General features: G+C 40.6%; 14 protein-coding genes, 1 pseudogene and 1 other annotated feature. Of the genes and pseudogenes, 2 read left to right on the top strand and 13 right to left on the bottom strand.

Annotated elements, in window-relative coordinates:
* Positions 1 to 9: 9 nt before the first annotated feature.
* From F0Q01_RS12295 to trpD, 9 genes and pseudogenes are all read right to left on the bottom strand, one after another.
* Complete coding sequence (locus F0Q01_RS12295) at positions 10 to 2,346, bottom strand: ATP-dependent helicase (protein WP_090489044.1); 2,337 nt, start codon at positions 2,344 to 2,346, stop codon at positions 10 to 12.
* A 170-nt stretch (positions 2,347 to 2,516) separates the two neighbouring features.
* Positions 2,517 to 3,164, bottom strand: coding sequence for a DUF1836 domain-containing protein (locus F0Q01_RS12290; RefSeq protein ID WP_090489042.1), 648 nt, complete (start codon positions 3,162 to 3,164; stop codon positions 2,517 to 2,519).
* 134 nt (positions 3,165 to 3,298) lie between these two features.
* Positions 3,299 to 3,865 (bottom strand): anthranilate synthase component II, encoded by a 567-nt coding sequence (locus F0Q01_RS12285; RefSeq protein ID WP_090489040.1) that lies wholly within the window; start codon positions 3,863 to 3,865, stop codon positions 3,299 to 3,301.
* Positions 3,862 to 5,370, bottom strand: a complete 1,509-nt coding sequence (trpE, locus tag F0Q01_RS12280) for an anthranilate synthase component I (protein WP_090489038.1) — start codon at positions 5,368 to 5,370, stop codon at positions 3,862 to 3,864. The genes F0Q01_RS12285 and trpE overlap by 4 nt, the downstream gene beginning before the upstream one ends.
* A complete protein-coding gene (trpA, locus tag F0Q01_RS12275; protein WP_090489036.1) occupies positions 5,360 to 6,133 on the bottom strand; it encodes a tryptophan synthase subunit alpha in 774 nt (257 codons plus the stop codon). The genes trpE and trpA overlap by 11 nt, the downstream gene beginning before the upstream one ends.
* Positions 6,126 to 7,355: a tryptophan synthase subunit beta gene (gene trpB, locus F0Q01_RS12270; RefSeq protein WP_243150676.1), complete on the bottom strand. Its 1,230-nt coding sequence runs from the start codon at positions 7,353 to 7,355 to the stop codon at positions 6,126 to 6,128. Before trpB ends, trpA begins: the two co-directional genes overlap by 8 nt.
* Positions 7,350 to 7,916 (bottom strand): annotated as a pseudogene (locus tag F0Q01_RS14010) (phosphoribosylanthranilate isomerase); the annotation flags it as partial. The gene trpB and the pseudogene F0Q01_RS14010, both read right to left, overlap by 6 nt.
* Before the next feature lies 1 nt (position 7,917).
* Positions 7,918 to 8,697, bottom strand: a complete 780-nt coding sequence (trpC, locus tag F0Q01_RS12265; protein WP_090489032.1) for an indole-3-glycerol phosphate synthase TrpC — start codon at positions 8,695 to 8,697, stop codon at positions 7,918 to 7,920.
* Positions 8,698 to 8,706: 9 nt separating this feature from the next.
* Entirely contained in the window at positions 8,707 to 9,768 is a 1,062-nt protein-coding gene (gene trpD / locus F0Q01_RS12260; protein WP_090489029.1) for an anthranilate phosphoribosyltransferase, read from the bottom strand.
* A gap of 103 nt (positions 9,769 to 9,871) precedes the next feature.
* Positions 9,872 to 10,115 (bottom strand) — a binding site (T-box leader).
* 145 nt (positions 10,116 to 10,260) lie between these two features.
* Between trpD and F0Q01_RS12255 the strand changes: the two genes are divergently transcribed.
* Positions 10,261 to 10,416 (top strand): hypothetical protein, encoded by a 156-nt coding sequence (locus tag F0Q01_RS12255; RefSeq protein ID WP_163927259.1) that lies wholly within the window; start codon positions 10,261 to 10,263, stop codon positions 10,414 to 10,416.
* 9 nt (positions 10,417 to 10,425) lie between these two features.
* Positions 10,426 to 11,154, top strand: a complete 729-nt coding sequence (locus F0Q01_RS12250) for an ion transporter (protein ID WP_090489027.1) — start codon at positions 10,426 to 10,428, stop codon at positions 11,152 to 11,154.
* A 70-nt stretch (positions 11,155 to 11,224) separates the two neighbouring features.
* Here the strand turns inward: F0Q01_RS12250 and F0Q01_RS12245 are convergent, their stop codons facing one another.
* The 4 genes from F0Q01_RS12245 to F0Q01_RS12230 all read right to left on the bottom strand — a co-directional run bounded on the left by F0Q01_RS12245 (position 11,225) and on the right by F0Q01_RS12230 (position 16,200).
* Complete coding sequence (locus F0Q01_RS12245) at positions 11,225 to 11,515, bottom strand: YerC/YecD family TrpR-related protein (RefSeq protein WP_090152473.1); 291 nt, start codon at positions 11,513 to 11,515, stop codon at positions 11,225 to 11,227.
* A 267-nt stretch (positions 11,516 to 11,782) separates the two neighbouring features.
* Positions 11,783 to 12,793: an aspartate--ammonia ligase gene (asnA, locus tag F0Q01_RS12240; RefSeq protein WP_090152477.1), complete on the bottom strand. Its 1,011-nt coding sequence runs from the start codon at positions 12,791 to 12,793 to the stop codon at positions 11,783 to 11,785.
* A 187-nt stretch (positions 12,794 to 12,980) separates the two neighbouring features.
* Positions 12,981 to 14,381: an asparagine--tRNA ligase gene (asnS, locus tag F0Q01_RS12235; protein WP_090152479.1), complete on the bottom strand. Its 1,401-nt coding sequence runs from the start codon at positions 14,379 to 14,381 to the stop codon at positions 12,981 to 12,983.
* A 346-nt stretch (positions 14,382 to 14,727) separates the two neighbouring features.
* Complete coding sequence (locus F0Q01_RS12230) at positions 14,728 to 16,200, bottom strand: methyl-accepting chemotaxis protein (protein WP_090489025.1); 1,473 nt, start codon at positions 16,198 to 16,200, stop codon at positions 14,728 to 14,730.
* Positions 16,201 to 16,316: the final 116 nt, after the last annotated feature.

Genomic DNA, 16,316 nt, shown 5'->3' with positions numbered 1-16,316 from the left:
TACCTCTATCTAAATCTTTTTTAATTTAGCAAAGGATGCGAACATCTTCTTCACGCCCGCACCATCGAACTCTACCGTAACCTCGTAGTCGCGGCCCTCATCGATGATATCCTTTACTGTACCTTCTTTAAATTTAATATGGCTGACACGATCTCCAATGCCGTAGTCAAGCTCAGCTTTTTCTATCTTAGTGCCATTTTTATTGGCAACTGCAGTAGTAGAGCTGCCAACAGAAAATCTGCTAGCGCTGTAGCTACCCTTGCCAGTGGATGCAGTAGAGCCTGCGCTGCCATAGCTTGTAGATGCAGCAAATGGCTTACCAAATCCTGTTGGCTTCTGATATACCGAGTACTCACCAATAGGAGTGCTAGAATAATCATCCATAGGCTTTGGCTCCCAAAGATTGCCCTGTACAAGGCTCTCTGGAATCTCTTTTACAAATCGAGAAATCTTGTGGAAAGATGTCTCGCCTCTAATCATCCTCATGCGGGCTGCTGTCATAGTAAGATGCTCTCTGGCACGAGTGATTCCTACATAGGCAAGGCGTCGCTCTTCTTCAAGCTCAGAATCTGCTCCGCCGCCATCGAAAATAGCCCCCTGACCAGGGAACAATCCATCCTCCATGCCTGCCATATATACTCTAGGGAACTCAAGTCCCTTAGCGCCATGGAGAGTCATAAGCACAACATAGTTGTCACTCTCCTCATAGCTATCAATATCTGCAACGAGAGCCACGTCCTCTAAGAATCCAGAAAGTGTAGGCTCACCACCATCATCTCTAGTATCCTTTTCATAGGCTACTGCCTTAGTAAGCAACTCGTCGATATTTTCAATACGTGCCTTAGCCTCGTCTGTGCCCTCAGCTCTAAGTTCAGCAACATAATCAGTCTGATCTAAAATCTCCTCCACAAGAGCAGATACAGACTCCTCTGCGGCTATCTTGCGAAGCTTTTCAATGAGGCTGGTAAATCCCTGAATCTTAGTGGCTGCCTTCCCAATAGATGGAATATCCTCGCAGTGAACTAATGCCTCATAGAAATTAAGTCCATGCTCTCTTGCAAAATCAGATACCTTTGCAATAGTTGTAGCACCAATTCCACGCTTTGGAATATTGATAATACGCTGAACAGAAATATCATCACTGCCGTTATCAACTGTCTTCAAATAAGCCAGTACGTCCTTGATTTCCTTACGGCTATAGAAATTAACGCCACCTACAATTTTATAAGGGATGCCCTCATAAATCATCTTTTCCTCTATAAGACGTGACTGAGCGTTAGTACGATATAAAACAGCACAATCTCTGTAATCTGCCTCGCCTTTTCTAACTAGACCGCCAATATTACCAGCTATATAGCTAGCCTCCTCGTATGCACTGTCAAACTGCTGGAATGTAATCTTGTCTCCGGATTCTGCCTCTGTCCAAAGTGCCTTTTCCTTACGTCCCTCATTGTTGGCAATAACAGAATTAGCCGCCTCCAAAATATTGCCTGTAGAACGGTAATTCTGCTCAAGCTTTATTACATGAGCCCCAGGAAAATGCTCCTCAAAGTTGAGAATATTGTAAATGTCAGCGCCACGGAATTTGTAAATAGACTGGTCATCATCACCAACCACACAGATATTCTGAGCGGCTCCAGTAAGCAAACGCACAAGCTCAAACTGAGCTGCATTGGTATCCTGATACTCGTCTACCATGATGTATTTGAACTTGTCATTGTAGTAAGCTCTCACATCTCCATCAAGCTTGAGAAGCTCTACTGTCTTCATAATCAAATCATCAAAATCAAATGCATTATTCTGACGAAGTCTAGCCTGGTACTCTCTATAGACTGTAGCCTGACGGGACATATTATAATCTCCCATTGCACGATTAGTGAATTCCTCTGGCCCAATCAATTTATTCTTCGCATCGGAAATCACATTTAAAAAAGTACGCTCCTTGAACTGCTTAGTATCAATCTGAAGATACTTGCATACCTCCTTCATAAGGGTCTTGCAATCATCTGTATCGTAAATTGTAAAATTGCTAGAGTATCCCTGTCCAAGATTCTCGCAGAAACGACGGAGAATGCGAACACAAGAAGCATGGAATGTGGCTACCCATACACCATCTGAACCAAATCCTACTATATTATCAATACGCTCTCTCATCTCACGGGCTGCTTTATTAGTGAAAGTAATGGCCATGATGTTGTATGGCATCACTCCCTGCTCAATCAAATAAGCAACTCGATGTGTCAAAACCCTAGTCTTTCCTGAGCCGGCGCCAGCCAAAATAAGAACTGGGCCCTCAGTAGTCTCAACACCTTCTCGTTGCCTATCATTTAACATACTTAAATCCATAACTAATTATTATCCTTACTAAAAAAGTATTGAACCATCTCCACTGTAAGCTCCCCAGAGATGGCAAATCTACCATAGAACCCATGGCAGATTTTCGAAAATTTGTTCTATTATTGTAACATAGAATTAAATCTCATGCTACCTTTATAATGCTTTGTATAAAGAACAATTTATTTCTGTGATTCCTCTGTCTTAGCTTCACTGTCCTCAGATTTATCCGCCTGCTCCTCTTCCTCTTTCCTGCGGTCAGAAATATACTGCTCTATCATCATCTTCTTTACGAACACGTCAAATGAAAGAAGGCAGATAAATGTAAAGTCCTGTAAAATATCCTTGCTCTCTTCATCCTCCTCCTCAAACACCGCACGGCTGAAATTATATTTTTTAATAATATCCTTTGTAACTTCCTTGGCAACAGTGTGCTCGTAGCCTACCATATTGCAGTAGATGTCAAAGAAATCAACGCCCTCACTATCACCGTAATATTTGGCATTTATTGGGTCTAATATACTCTTGATATCCTTGAGCCCAAGGAAATTCTTGAAATAATAGATAAAAATCAAATTGAGCATATGCTCCCTAGAATATTTCTTTTTCTCAGGTGGTGGCAGAATCTGATTCTTGGTGTAGTTGTTAATCATGGTCTTGGTCATAGCCTTGTCCTCATTAACCTCTCGGACAGTACCAAGCTCCTGATTCAAAAATGTCAGCACCTGATCCATGTATAAATCAATATTAGGAATATCCTCAGGATGCACATAATCTATCTCTGCCAGCTGACGCAATATATCATTAAGTCTCTTTTTTGAATTATCCATTTCCCACCTCACCATAAGATACTTAGTCAAAAAAATAAGATGTAGTTACCAAAACCACATCTTAGATTTTATCATAATTGACACGTGGAAAATAGGATTAAATCTCTATCCTATTCTCTTCCATCACTATTTAATTATGCCATAAGGAAGTTTTCTAACATCTGCTTGCCATTTGGAGTCAAAATAGACTCTGGATGAAACTGTAATCCATATACTTCGTAATCCTTGTGTTTTACAGCCATCACATCATTGTCATCAGATAATGCAACCACCTGTAGATTGCCTGGAAGTGTGTTAGTATCTGCTGCAAGAGAATGATATCTAGCTACCTTTATCTCATCTGGAAGACCTCTAAATACCTTGCACTCCTTGTCTATCTTTACCCTAGACTGCTTGCCATGCTTAAGCTCCTTAGCATAGGTAATCTCGGCACCAAATGTCTCGCAGATAGCCTGATGGCCAAGACACACACCGAGAATAGGAATCTTGCCTGCAAAATGAGCTATTACCTCCTCGCATATTCCAGCATCAATTGGACGACCTGGCCCTGGGGAAATGATAATCTGGCTAGGATTCAGCTTTTCAATGTCCTGTATACTGAGTTCATCATTTCTCACAACTCTCACATCAGGCTCGATGTCACCTATCAATTGATACAAGTTATATGAAAAACTATCATAGTTATCAATTAATAAAATCATTCTAATCCTCCCTCGGCCTGCTCCACAGCCTTCACTACAGCCTTGGCCTTGTTAATGCATTCTTCAGCTTCCTTTTCTGGTACAGAATCAAATACGATACCAGCTCCTGAGCGAATGCATATACTATCATTTTTCTTATAAACAAGTCTTATGGCGATACACACATCTAGATTTCCTGAGAAATCAATGTATCCAAGCGCTCCACCATAGATGCCTCGCTTGCTTTGCTCCAGCTCCTCGATAATCTCACAGGCTCTAAATTTAGGCGCACCAGAAAGTGTACCAGCTGGAAGGATGGCATCTACCGCATCGATTACATCCTTGTCCTCGGCCAGCTCTCCAACAACTGTTGAACCTATATGCATTACATGAGAATATCGCTCAATCCCCATGTACTTTTCAACATTTACAGAGCCAATTCGACTGATTTTTCCAATATCGTTACGACCTAAATCCACAAGCATATTGTGCTCTGCTCGCTCTTTTTCATCTGCAAGAAGCTCTGCCTCCAGTGCCTCATCCTCAGCCTGATTTTTTCCTCTTGGTCTTGTACCAGCAAGAGGGAAAGTGCTTACCTTTCGCTGCTCCACCTTGACAAGTGTCTCAGGTGATGCTCCTGCTATTTCAATGTCATCACTTGAAAAATAGAACATATATGGCGATGGATTGCTAGCTCTAAGAAGTCTGTACACATCAAATAGACTTCCACTTGCTTTTGCAGTAAGTGGATTAGAAAGAACCACCTGGAAAATATCACCTTCCTTAATATAGTTCTTGGCCTTCTCCACCATATTTCCATACTCAGCCTTTGTAAACTTTGGCTGGATTTGTGAGTCTAGCTTAAGAGGCTCAAATTCTTTTTTCTTTCCCTTTGTGAGAATATCCTTAAGAGCCTCAAGTCTATGATTCGCATCCTCGTATTCAGAAGCGATATCGCTTTCCTTATCTGAAACTCCATCAAGGGAAATACCTGTAATTAAATATATTTTCTGTCTGAAATTATCAAAGGCTATTACATCATCAAAGAGCATCAAATCCATGTCCTTGAATTCATCCTCACCATGATTCTCAAGAACTAGCTTTGGCTCACTATATTTGATGTAATCATAAGAAAAATATCCTACCAGACCGCCTGTAAATGTAGGAAGTCCCTGGATTGTAGGAGACTTATATTTCTTGATGACCTCTCGTAAAATCTCTCCTGGGTGAGCCACTTTTCTCTCTTCGATTAGTGTCTTGCTGTTACCACTATTCTCCTTGATAGAGACAACTCCATCCTGGCAGGTAATTTCCATTTTAGGATTGAATCCTAAGAATGAATATCTTCCCCAGGTCTCTGTCTGACTAGCACTTTCAAGAAGATAGCACTGATGACTTGCATTTCTTAAAATGCGCACTGCCTCAATAGTGGTAAGGCTATCTGAAAGCATCTCTATAGCAACTGGAATTCTTTTGTATTCTTTTGTCTTTGCAAGTCGTACTACTTCTTCGATACTAGGAAACATGATAAGCCTCTTTCATTGATTTTACGAACTTTCCTACCTGTTGTGGTGCTTCTTTGCCATACTCAGCTACCACTTTCACAATGGCAGAACCAACAATTGCACCATCTGCAATATCAGCCATCTCTGCAGCCTGTTCTGGTGTAGAAATACCAAATCCTACTGCACAAGGTACATCTGTATTCTTGCGAACTCGCTCAACTACTGCCTTGATGTTGCTATTGATTTTAGAACGCTCACCTGTAACTCCAAGGCTTGAAACGATATAAATAAATCCCTTGGCATCTGCAGAAATCTTGTCGATTCTGTCCTCAGAAGTAGGAGCAACCATTGAGATAAACTCTACTCCATACTCTGCTGCAGCATCCTCAAACTCTGCCTTTTCCTCAAATGGTACGTCAGGTAAAATGATTCCGCAGATTCCTGTGTCCTGACATCTCTCGAAGAATCTGTCGATTCCATAAGAGTAAACCACATTGGCATATGTCATAAATACAAGTGGTGTAGAAACAGTAGGGCTTACTTCCGCTACCATTTCAAATACATCATCTGTAGTAATGTTGTTTTTAAGAGCTCTGATATTGGCCTCCATAATTACTGGTCCCTCAGCTGTTGGGTCAGAAAATGGTATGCCAAGCTCAATTAAATCAGCGCCATTTGCAGCCAATTCTTTTATGATTTCTTTTGTTGTATCTAAATCTGGATCTCCGCATGTGATAAATGGGATAAATGCTTTTTTGTTGAATGCTTCTGTAATCTTACTCATAGATGTCCTCCCCTCTATAGCGGGCAATTGCTGCGCAGTCCTTATCACCGCGGCCTGAAACTGTAACAATAATAATCTGGTCCTTGTCCATTGTAGGAGCAAGCTTTCTAGCATATGCAATAGCATGAGAACTCTCGATAGCTGCAATGATTCCTTCTGTCTTTGCAATGTATTCAAAAGCCTCTACAGCCTCTACGTCTGTAACTGGCACATACTCTGCTCTATGAATATCATGAAGATAAGCATGCTCTGGTCCAACACCAGGATAATCAAGACCTGCTGAAATAGAGTAAACTGGAGCAATCTGACCATATTTATCCTGACAGAAATATGACTTCATACCATGGAAAATACCTACCTTACCAGTATTAACCGTTGCCGCTGTCTCAAATGTATCAATACCTCTACCTGCAGCCTCACATCCGATGAGCTTAACTCCCTCATCACCGATGTAGTGATAGAAGCTTCCCATAGCATTGCTACCACCACCAACGCAAGCGATAACTGCATCAGGAAGTCTACCCTCTACCTCTAAAATCTGCTGTCTGCTTTCCTTTGAAATAACAGCCTGGAAATCTCTAACGATTGTAGGGAATGGATGTGGTCCCATAACAGAGCCAAGGCAATAATGTGTATCATCGATTCTTGTAGTCCACTCACGCATGCACTCTGAAACCGCATCTTTAAGTGTAGCTGTACCGCTAGTTACTGGCACTACATCTGCACCTAAAAGCTTCATTCTATATACGTTAAGTGCCTGGCGCTTAGTATCTTCCTCTCCCATGAAAATGACACATTCCATTCCAAGGAGAGCTGCTGCTGTTGCAGTTGCAACACCGTGCTGACCTGCACCTGTCTCTGCAATAAGTCTTGTCTTACCCATCTTCTTTGCAAGAAGAGCCTGACCTAATACATTGTTAATCTTGTGAGAACCTGTGTGATTTAAATCCTCTCTCTTAAGATAAATCTTGGCTCCACCAAGATCCTTTGTCATCTTTTCTGCATAATATAGAAGGCTTGGACGGCCTGCATAATTGTCAAGTAAGTCCTTGAGCTCACGATTGAACTCTGGGTCATCTTTATAATGATTGTATGCTTCTTCAAGCTCATTTACTGCATTCATCAGTGTCTCAGGAATATACTGTCCACCGTGGATACCAAATCTGCCCTTGCTTTTCACCACTTTTGCATCCTCTCTTACCGCATTTACGAATTCTTTCATCTTCTGTCCATCTTTTAATTTATCAGTTTCAATACCTGTGCTGACATCAACAGCATAAGGATTGGTTGCCTTTATAGCCTTTGCTACATTTTCCTGATTGAGGCCACCAGCTAAAATAAATGGTCGCTCTACATATGTAAGAAGGTTCCAGTTTAAAGTATTGCCCTCGCCCTTGCCTGCATCAAACATAACCATGTCCGCGCTGGATTTTTCTGCCTTAAGCAATTCTTCAGGAGAATCACCCTTAAACATCTTGATTACTGGAATGCTCTTATCCTGAAGCTCCTTGATATATTCCTCATCCTCATTTCCATGAAGCTGAGCCACATCAATGATCTTCTCCTGGAATAAATCCTCGATTTCCACTGGATTAGCATCCACAAAAACACCTACTGTTTTGATTTCAGGATTAAGCATTGCTCTAAATTTCTTAGCCTGGTCCTTTGATACTTTTCTTCTACTTTTCTCGTAGAAAACAAATCCGACATATTCTGGCTTTACTTCATTTGCCTTTTTAATGTCTTCTTCTCTTGTAAGTCCACATAATTTAATTGCTGTCATATCAATTCCCTCTTAATTCCTTTAGCTTAGCGGCCTTATCCTGGGCCTTCATCAATGTCTCACCAATTAAAACTGCATCTACTTTAGCTTCATTTAAAAGCTCTATATCGCTAGCGTCCTTGATTCCACTTTCTGAAACAAAAACTACATCCTCAGGTATCATCTGTCTCAAGCGTCTGCTGTTTGAAGTATCAACTGAAAAATCCTTGAGATTTCTGTTATTCACTCCAATCACTCTAGCTCCTGCGTGGACAGCTATCTGAATCTCTGCCTCATCATGAGCTTCAACCAAAGCGCTTATTCCAAGTGTATCGCATATACGAATATACTCTCTTATCTGCTCCTCTGTCAGGATTGCGCAAATGAGAAGTACTGCCTTGGCACCAAGTAGCTTAGCCTCGTAAATCATGTATTCATCTACTGTAAAATCCTTTCGGATAACAGGAATGCTAACTGCGTCTGTGATTTCCTGTAGATACTGATCACTTCCTAAGAACCACTTTGGCTCTGTCAAAACTGAAATGCAATCAGCTCCAGCGGCCTCATAATCCTTTGCAATTGTAAGATAATCAAATTCCTCGGCTATTATTCCCTTTGATGGAGATGCCTTTTTGCATTCGCATATGAAACTCATTCCATCTTTTTTCAGGGCTTTTTCAAATTCAAAATCACCCTTTGGTTTTGATAATGCCTCGGTCTTAACTACATCAAGTGGTCTAATCTCTTTGGCCTCTTTTACTCGTACCTTTGCATATTCTGCCAGCTCATCAAGTATATTCATAAACATCTCCTAAACTGCACTTGTCTTTGCTTCGCTAGCTGAAGAATCTTCCTTGATTTCATTGCTAACTATAATAAACTTCTCTAATGTCTCAAGAGCCTTACCTGAATCGATGATGCTTGCTGCAAGCTCAATTCCTTCTTTAAATGAATCTGCCTTGCCTCCGATGTAAAGTGAAGCACCTGCATTCATAAGAACTGCATCTCTCTTAGGTCCCTTTGCACCATTTAAAATCTCTCTTGTGATTTTTGCATTTTCCTCTGGTGTACCGCCCTTTAACTCATCCTTTGTGCACTTTGAAAAACCAAAATCCTCAGGCTCGATAATGTATGTCTTGTACCATCCGTCCTTAATCTCACAAACCTTTGTCGGAGCACTCATTGAAATCTCATCAAGCTTATCCATACCATATACAACCATGCCGCGCTTTACGCCAAGGTTAATAAGTACCTGAGCTAGTGGCTCTACTAAATACTCATCATAAACACCTAAAAGCTGCATGGATGGAGTAGCTGGATTGGTAAGTGGTCCTAAAATATTAAATACTGTTCTAAAACCAAGTTCCTTTCTGATAGCACCAACGTACTTCATTGATGTGTGATATTTCTGAGCAAAGAAAAAGCACATTCCTACCTTATCAAGAAGCTCTACACACTTGTCTGGGTCCTGAGCAATGTTAACCCCAAGAGCCTCAAGACAATCAGCTGTTCCGCAAAGAGATGAAGCTGCTCTGTTGCCGTGCTTTGCAACCTTCATTCCGCCGGCTGCTGCTACAAGAGCTGATGTAGTAGAAATATTAAAGCTGTGTGCATTGTCTCCGCCTGTTCCAACGATTTCAAACACTTCCATGCCTGTGTTAACCTTTACTGCATGCTCTCTCATGGCTGCTGCACAACCTGCAATTTCCTCTGTTGTCTCAGCCTTAGCACTCTTAGTAGAAAGGGCTGATAAAAATGCTGCATTCTGAGTCTGGCTTGTCTCACCATCCATAATCTCATTCATAACAGCGTACGCTTCATCATATGTTAAATCTCCCTTGTTAACGATTTTAACGATTGCTTCTTTGATCATTTTTTCTCCTCCTTTGTAATTGCTGCAAGCAGCTTTTCAAGATAAGATTTACTTGGCTCTGAATAGAAACAAAAAAAGTCCTTGATAGAAACCTTTAGTTTCTATCAAGGACGAATAATCTAATCCGCGGTGCCACCTTGAATTCATGGGCTATGCCATGCTCTTACAGGATACTAACATATCCATGACAACTAACGTATGTCCTACGTCGTGCAATACTCTAACAAAACTGTTATTTCCTCACGCCCTCAGGAGTCCATTCCCAAATCACTATCCTACTGCATCCCACCATCGCAGCTCTCTCTTAGACATCATGAAGAGGTACTCTTCTCCCTCATCGGTTTAATACTTTATTGTGTTGAAGTAATATTAGCACCATCACACCCCTATGTCAACAAATATTTAGTTTATTTTTAGATTTAACTATTTAGATAAAGAATTTTCACACACTAATGCTACTATAAACCCATAACAGTAAATAGTGAGGTATATATGGCAGATCACAACACAGACAATTTCATAAGTGATTCCGGCGTAATCCAAAGCAATAAAACCAAGCAGGCGAGACGCTTTGTTTTCTTGTGCAATATTATAACTGCTGCTCTTGCCATTCTTGGTCTGATAGCTTTTTACAAAGGATTTTTCTAGGAGACTACTATGTACGATTTTAAACGACGCATATACGAAGTAATTGAAGTATCCAGCATAGGTGATATATCCAGCCGCGCCTACGACAGGCTTATGACAACAGCAATCATCGTAGGTCTACTTCCACTGACCGTAAAAGAAATGAACAGTTATCTTGTGACAATAGATATCTTTGTCAGCATACTTTTCATCTTTGACTACGCTGCCAGAGTCTACACTGCCGACTACAAAATGGGATATCAAAACTACAGGGCCTATATAGCATATATTTTTACACCCCTGGCAATTTTTGATTTCTTATCTATTATTCCTATCATCTATCTTTTTGTACCTGTATCAGGGTTCATTTCTCTTCTTAGATTGTTCAGAGTCTTTCGAATGCTAAAACTAGTTCGCTACTCTAAGACAATGATTATCATCAGAAATGTAATAAGAAAAGTTAAGTCCCAGCTTATGGCTGTTTTGTTCCTTATTATTATTTACATATTTGGTGCGGCAATGCTCATCTTCCAGCTTGAGCCAAATCTGTTTAACAACTTTTTTGATGCCCTTTACTGGGCTACTATTTCCATTACAACCATCGGCTACGGTGACATCTATCCAGTTACCACAGTGGGTCGACTGATTACTATGATATCAGCTCTCGTTGGCATGGCAGTCATCGCTCTTCCAACTGGTATCATCACCGCCGCCTACATGGCAGAAATAACGAAAAAGAAATCTAAATACGAACTCTAAAGATATAACAAAGTGATTTCCTATTAAGTAAAAAAAGACCAGGCATAAAGCCTGGTCATATTATTGTCAATTAATCGTTACTGATTCTGTTGAGAACTAAATCATAGCCATCATTGCCATAATTCAATGCGCGATTAACACGACTGATAGTAGCTGAACTAGCACCAGTCTCATCTGCGATGTCCTGATATGTGCGCTCCTCACGAAGCATCTTAGCCACCTCAAAGCGCTGCTTCATGGCAACCATCTCGTTAACAGTACATAAATCCTCAAAGAACTCGTATGCTTCTTCAACTGTCTCAAGACTAAGTATTGCGCGAAGAAGCTCATCCATTTCTGCTGTCTCAAGTTTTTTATTCATTAATCATATACTCCTATTTAACTAAAATAAATAACCCACCCAGAATTTCCAAAACTAACTAAATTGCTGCATATTATTATGCTTGCGACAAACTATAAACTCCATGAAAACCACGGAAATATCATTACATAACAAAAGTGGACACCGTATGCCCACGACGCACAAAACTACTGTGCTTGTTTTCCTATAGTTTAGCACAGTAAAGTTTTAAAGTAAATATGTTTTTATAAAAAACAGAGAATTAGCCCCTTTCGGGGCCAACTCAAATTATAAAATGATTACGCCTCTTTCGCCTGCGTAAGCAATATCTTTCTCTGGCCAGAAAGAACACTGAACCTCTCCTATATGACACTTGCGAAGGAAGAACATACAGATACGGCTCTGACCAATACCACCGCCAATTGTATATGGCAATTTCTTCTCAAGTACAGCCTTCTGGAATGGAAGCTCTGCTCTCTCAGGACATCCAGCCTTGTCAAGCTGTGCCTTGAGACTATCCTCGTCTACTCTGATACCCATTGATGAAAGCTCAAGTGAAATATCATCAACTGGGTAGTAAACAATGATATCTCCATTTAACTGCCAATCATCATAGTCAGGTGCACGACCGTCATGCTTCTTGCCTGAAGCAAGTAAATCACCAATCTTCATAAGGAAGATTGCGCCGTATTCCTTGGCTGCCTCATACTCACGCTCACTAGATGAAAGCTCTGGCCATCTGTCCTCAAGCTCCTGTGTAGTGATAAAGTGAATCTCCTCAGGAAGAATACACTCAACATAATCGTAAGAATTCGCAATGTATTTCTCTGTGACTCTAAGTGCTGCATAGACACTCTTAACATACTTTTTAAGAGTCTCCTCGTTACGAGCCGACTTATCTATTATACACTCCCAATCCCATTGGTCAACATAAATCGAATGAATATTATCTGTATCCTCATCTCGACGGATAGCATTCATATCTGTGTAAAGACCTTCACCTACATTGAATTTATATCTGCCAAGAGCCATTCTCTTCCATTTTGCAAGAGAATGAACAACCTCTACTTCCTTGTCGCCCTGCTCCTTAACACCGAAAGCAACAGGTCTCTCAACGCCATTCAAATTGTCGTTAAGACCAGATTCTGGCTCTACAAAAAGTGGAGCTGTTACACGATGAAGGTTAAGCTCTGCTGTAAGCTGCGCCTGGAAGAAATCCTTTACCTTCTTAATCGCAATCTGTGTCTCTTTAAGGTCCAACGCCGAAGCGTACCCATCCGGGATGTATATCTTACTCATAACTAATGTATCCTCCTATATTTAGATGAGTAATCTCAACGGCAGACATACATGTCTTTCTAAAGACCTTAAAGTGCCGTCCCTACTTAGATGGTGCAAAGCAGCATCTTATGTAGGGCAACGAGCACGACAAGAGCGAAAGCGTGTCGTAGAAAGATATGTATGCTCTGTCGATGATGATTACGGATTATAAATCACAATTACCTACAGTTCTTGGGAATGGAATTACGTCACGGATGTTCCCCATTCCTGTGAGGTACATTACGCAACGCTCAAATCCAAGTCCGAAACCTGCATGACGAGATGAACCGTATTTACGAAGGTCAAGGTAGAATCCGTAGTCTTCTTCCTTAAGTCCACACTCCTGCATTCTCTTAAGAAGTACATCGTAGTCATCCTCACGCTGTGAGCCGCCGATGATTTCTCCGATGCCAGGTACGAGACAGTCCATAGCTGCAACAGTCTTGCCGTCCTCGTTAAGTTTCATGTAGAATGCCTTTATTTCCTTTGGATAATCTGTAACGAATACAGGCTTTCCAAATATTTTCTCTGTTAAGTATCTCTCGTGCTCTGTCTGAAGGTCACAGCCCCAAGATACCTTGTAATCAAACTCGTCGTTGTGCTTCTCAAGCTCTGCAACTGCATCTGTGTATGTGATGCGGCCAAAGTCTGATGTAGCTACATGATGAAGTCTATCAAGAAGTCCCTTGTCGATAAAGTTGTTGAAGAACTCCATCTCCTCTGGAGCATGCTCTAATACATAGTTGATGATGAACTTAATCATCTCCTCAGCAAGCTGCATATCATCCTCAAGATCTGCAAATGAAATCTCTGGCTCAATCATCCAGAACTCTGCTGCATGACGAGTTGTGTTAGAGTTCTCTGCACGGAATGTAGGACCAAATGTATAGATGTTCTTAAATGCCTGTGCGTAAGTCTCACCATTTAACTGTCCTGAAACTGTAAGGTTGGTAGCATGGCCAAAGAAATCCTGTGAGAAATCAACTGCTCCATCCTCTGTCTTAGGGATGTTGTTAAGGTCCATTGTAGTAACCTGGAACATCTCACCTGCACCCTCACAGTCAGAACCTGTAATAAGTGGAGTATGAACATATACGAAATCACGCTCCTGGAAGAACTTGTGGATTGCATAAGCACAAAGTGAACGAACTCTAAATACTGCCTGGAATGTATTTGTACGTGGACGAAGATGTGTCTGTGTACGAAGGTATTCCATTGTATGTCTCTTAGGCTGGATTGGATAGTCAGGTGTTGATTTGCCCTCTACCTCAATTTTTGTAGCCTGAATCTCGAATGGCTGCTTAGCTTCTGGTGTAAGTGTAACAATACCAGTAACATATACTGCGGCGCCAACATTAAGACGTCTAACCTCATCGAAATTGTCGATATTATCCTGATTAAATACTACCTGCACTGGATTGAAGAAAGTACCATCAGCAAGTACCAAGAAACCGAATGTTTTAGAATCACGCATGTTGCGAACCCATCCAGCAACAGTAACTTCCTTGTCCCCATAATCTTTGAAATTTCTCGAAAGTGTTCTTACGTCTGTGGTTTTAACGCTCATTGTTTTTCTCCTCATTTTTGATTAATGAAGAACTGCCATTAATAATTGCCTCTGGCAATTGGCAGTTCTGTGTATCAAGGAATCTTCCCTAAAGGGCCCCTCCTTGACACAATAAAAGCCTCATCAAACTCTAGCTTGATGAGGCTCTCTAATTCATGTTTATCTGGAACATTCAAATCTCATCAATACAATAAAATTAAACTCCCTGATTATTATTCACGGAATTATTATTGTTATTATTGAGATTATTAAGCATAGATGTAAATGCCATGACTGTTCCCCTTCTTTATTTGACTAAAGTATAGTTATTTAAGCATTTGATGTCAAGCACTTATAACTAATCCAACTAGTTATTTTTATCCAGCTCATAAACCTTGTTTGCAATCTTGTCCATAAGGTCCACAAAGTTGTTTACAACAGATACTGTTGAAGAACTATTGTTAGAAGCATTCTCGCAGTTTGCAGAGATCTCTTCTGTTGTAGCAGAAAGGTTTGTAACCTCCTCAACTATCTTGTTGTTGTTATCCTTAAGCTCGTTGACGTTTCTATTTACTTCGTCTACGTTGCTGTTAAGCTTGTCGAAGCCATCGTGGATAATAGAGAACTTATCTCTTGTAATCTCGATGTATTCAACCTGCTCGTTTGAGATTTCAACAGTCTCGTTAATCTTTTCAGATACAAGCTCTGTGTCGTTTGATAATTCGTCAAGGATAGATGAAATATTCTCTGTAGAATCCTTTGTCTGCTCTGCCAATGCTCTGATTTCATCTGCAACAACGGCAAAGCCCTTGCCTGCCTCACCAGCTCTAGCAGCCTCAATAGATGCATTAAGAGCAAGCAAATTAGTCTGAGCACTGATTCCCTGGATGATGCTAATAATATCTCTAACAGCTGAGGCTCTATCCATCATCTCGCCTGCAGCTACCTTCATCTCCTCACTAGAAGACTTAGATTTCTCGGTGCTAGTCTGCAAATACTCTACAGCATCTGCACCCTCTTTAATCTCAGTCATGCATTCCTTAGCAATATCTACAAGCTCCTGAATCTGAGTGTAAATACCATCTATAAGTTCCTGAATATCAACAACTCTGCTAGACTGGCTCTCGATAGCCTCTGCTGCACCAGTTGTTCCAAGAGAAATCTCATTAAGGGCTCGGCTGATAGCCTCAACTTCCTTCTGTACTGACTGGATGCTATCCTGGCTTTCCTTCATTAAATCAGAAACCACTCTGGAAGTATCTCTTGTTTTGCCAATGAGCCTGTCACTCTTTTCAACCTGAAGCTGAATCTCTCCTGTATTTTCATCAAGAAGCATCTTCAAATGCTTGATTCCGTTTAAGGCGCCAACTGTTGCGCAGATAGATACGATTATCTCAATCATAACTACATCTGCTACCGCTGTTGGTTCAGCAGCTGTAGCAAACATGGACATACCTCTAATAACATTTACAACCAATCCCCAAATTGCTGCCAGCTTTACAAATGGTGCGTCAAGCATAATTAAGATTACCATTAAAACTGGAATATAGAATGGGAATGGTGAATTGCCCTGTCCCAACATAAGACAAGCTGTATATGTTAAGAAAAACCAGCCCGTGCCAATTCTCTCAAGTCTAAGAGATTCCTTATTAGAAAAATACAAGACAATATAACATACTATTCCTATTACGCACATTATAATAGGAAGGATGCTTCGATATGGAGCGAAATCTACCGCAAATTGTAGCTGCGAGAAATTGCCCACAATAAGCAAGAAGCTCGATACCAATAAAACAATTAGTAAAATCTTGTTAGCTCTTTTAATTTGTACCCCGTTCATTATTTGCTCCTCCAAATAAAAAATTATATTTTATACAACAATAATAAACCATTTGTTTTTTATAATCAATTTCACTCTTGAACTACTTTTCACAAGTCCATATAATTGAAGTTGAT

Source organism: Pseudobutyrivibrio xylanivorans (assembly GCF_010906925.1).
GTDB lineage: Bacteria > Bacillota > Clostridia > Lachnospirales > Lachnospiraceae > Pseudobutyrivibrio.
Note: the sequence above shows the minus strand (reverse complement) of the source record. Positions and strands in the feature narration are given on the sequence as shown.

Excerpts from the sequence above, each read along its gene's own strand:
- F0Q01_RS12290 (WP_090489042.1), bottom strand. The coding sequence starts at position 3,164 with ATGGATAATTCAAAAAAGAGACTTAATGATATATTGCGTCAGCTGGCA.
- F0Q01_RS12285 (WP_090489040.1), bottom strand. The coding sequence starts at position 3,865 with ATGATTTTATTAATTGATAACTATGATAGTTTTTCATATAACTTGTAT.
- F0Q01_RS12255 (WP_163927259.1), top strand. The coding sequence starts at position 10,261 with ATGGCAGATCACAACACAGACAATTTCATAAGTGATTCCGGCGTAATC.
- trpC (WP_090489032.1), bottom strand. The coding sequence starts at position 8,697 with ATGAATATACTTGATGAGCTGGCAGAATATGCAAAGGTACGAGTAAAA.
- F0Q01_RS12230 (WP_090489025.1), bottom strand. The coding sequence starts at position 16,200 with ATGAACGGGGTACAAATTAAAAGAGCTAACAAGATTTTACTAATTGTT.
- trpB (WP_243150676.1), bottom strand. The coding sequence starts at position 7,355 with ATGAAAGAATTCGTAAATGCGGTAAGAGAGGATGCAAAAGTGGTGAAA.
- F0Q01_RS12245 (WP_090152473.1), bottom strand. The coding sequence starts at position 11,515 with ATGAATAAAAAACTTGAGACAGCAGAAATGGATGAGCTTCTTCGCGCA.
- F0Q01_RS12295 (WP_090489044.1), bottom strand. The coding sequence starts at position 2,346 with ATGGATTTAAGTATGTTAAATGATAGGCAACGAGAAGGTGTTGAGACT.
- trpD (WP_090489029.1), bottom strand. The coding sequence starts at position 9,768 with ATGATCAAAGAAGCAATCGTTAAAATCGTTAACAAGGGAGATTTAACA.
- trpA (WP_090489036.1), bottom strand. The coding sequence starts at position 6,133 with ATGAGTAAGATTACAGAAGCATTCAACAAAAAAGCATTTATCCCATTT.
- asnS (WP_090152479.1), bottom strand. The coding sequence starts at position 14,381 with ATGAGCGTTAAAACCACAGACGTAAGAACACTTTCGAGAAATTTCAAA.
- trpE (WP_090489038.1), bottom strand. The coding sequence starts at position 5,370 with ATGTTTCCTAGTATCGAAGAAGTAGTACGACTTGCAAAGACAAAAGAA.
- asnA (WP_090152477.1), bottom strand. The coding sequence starts at position 12,793 with ATGAGTAAGATATACATCCCGGATGGGTACGCTTCGGCGTTGGACCTT.
- F0Q01_RS12250 (WP_090489027.1), top strand. The coding sequence starts at position 10,426 with ATGTACGATTTTAAACGACGCATATACGAAGTAATTGAAGTATCCAGC.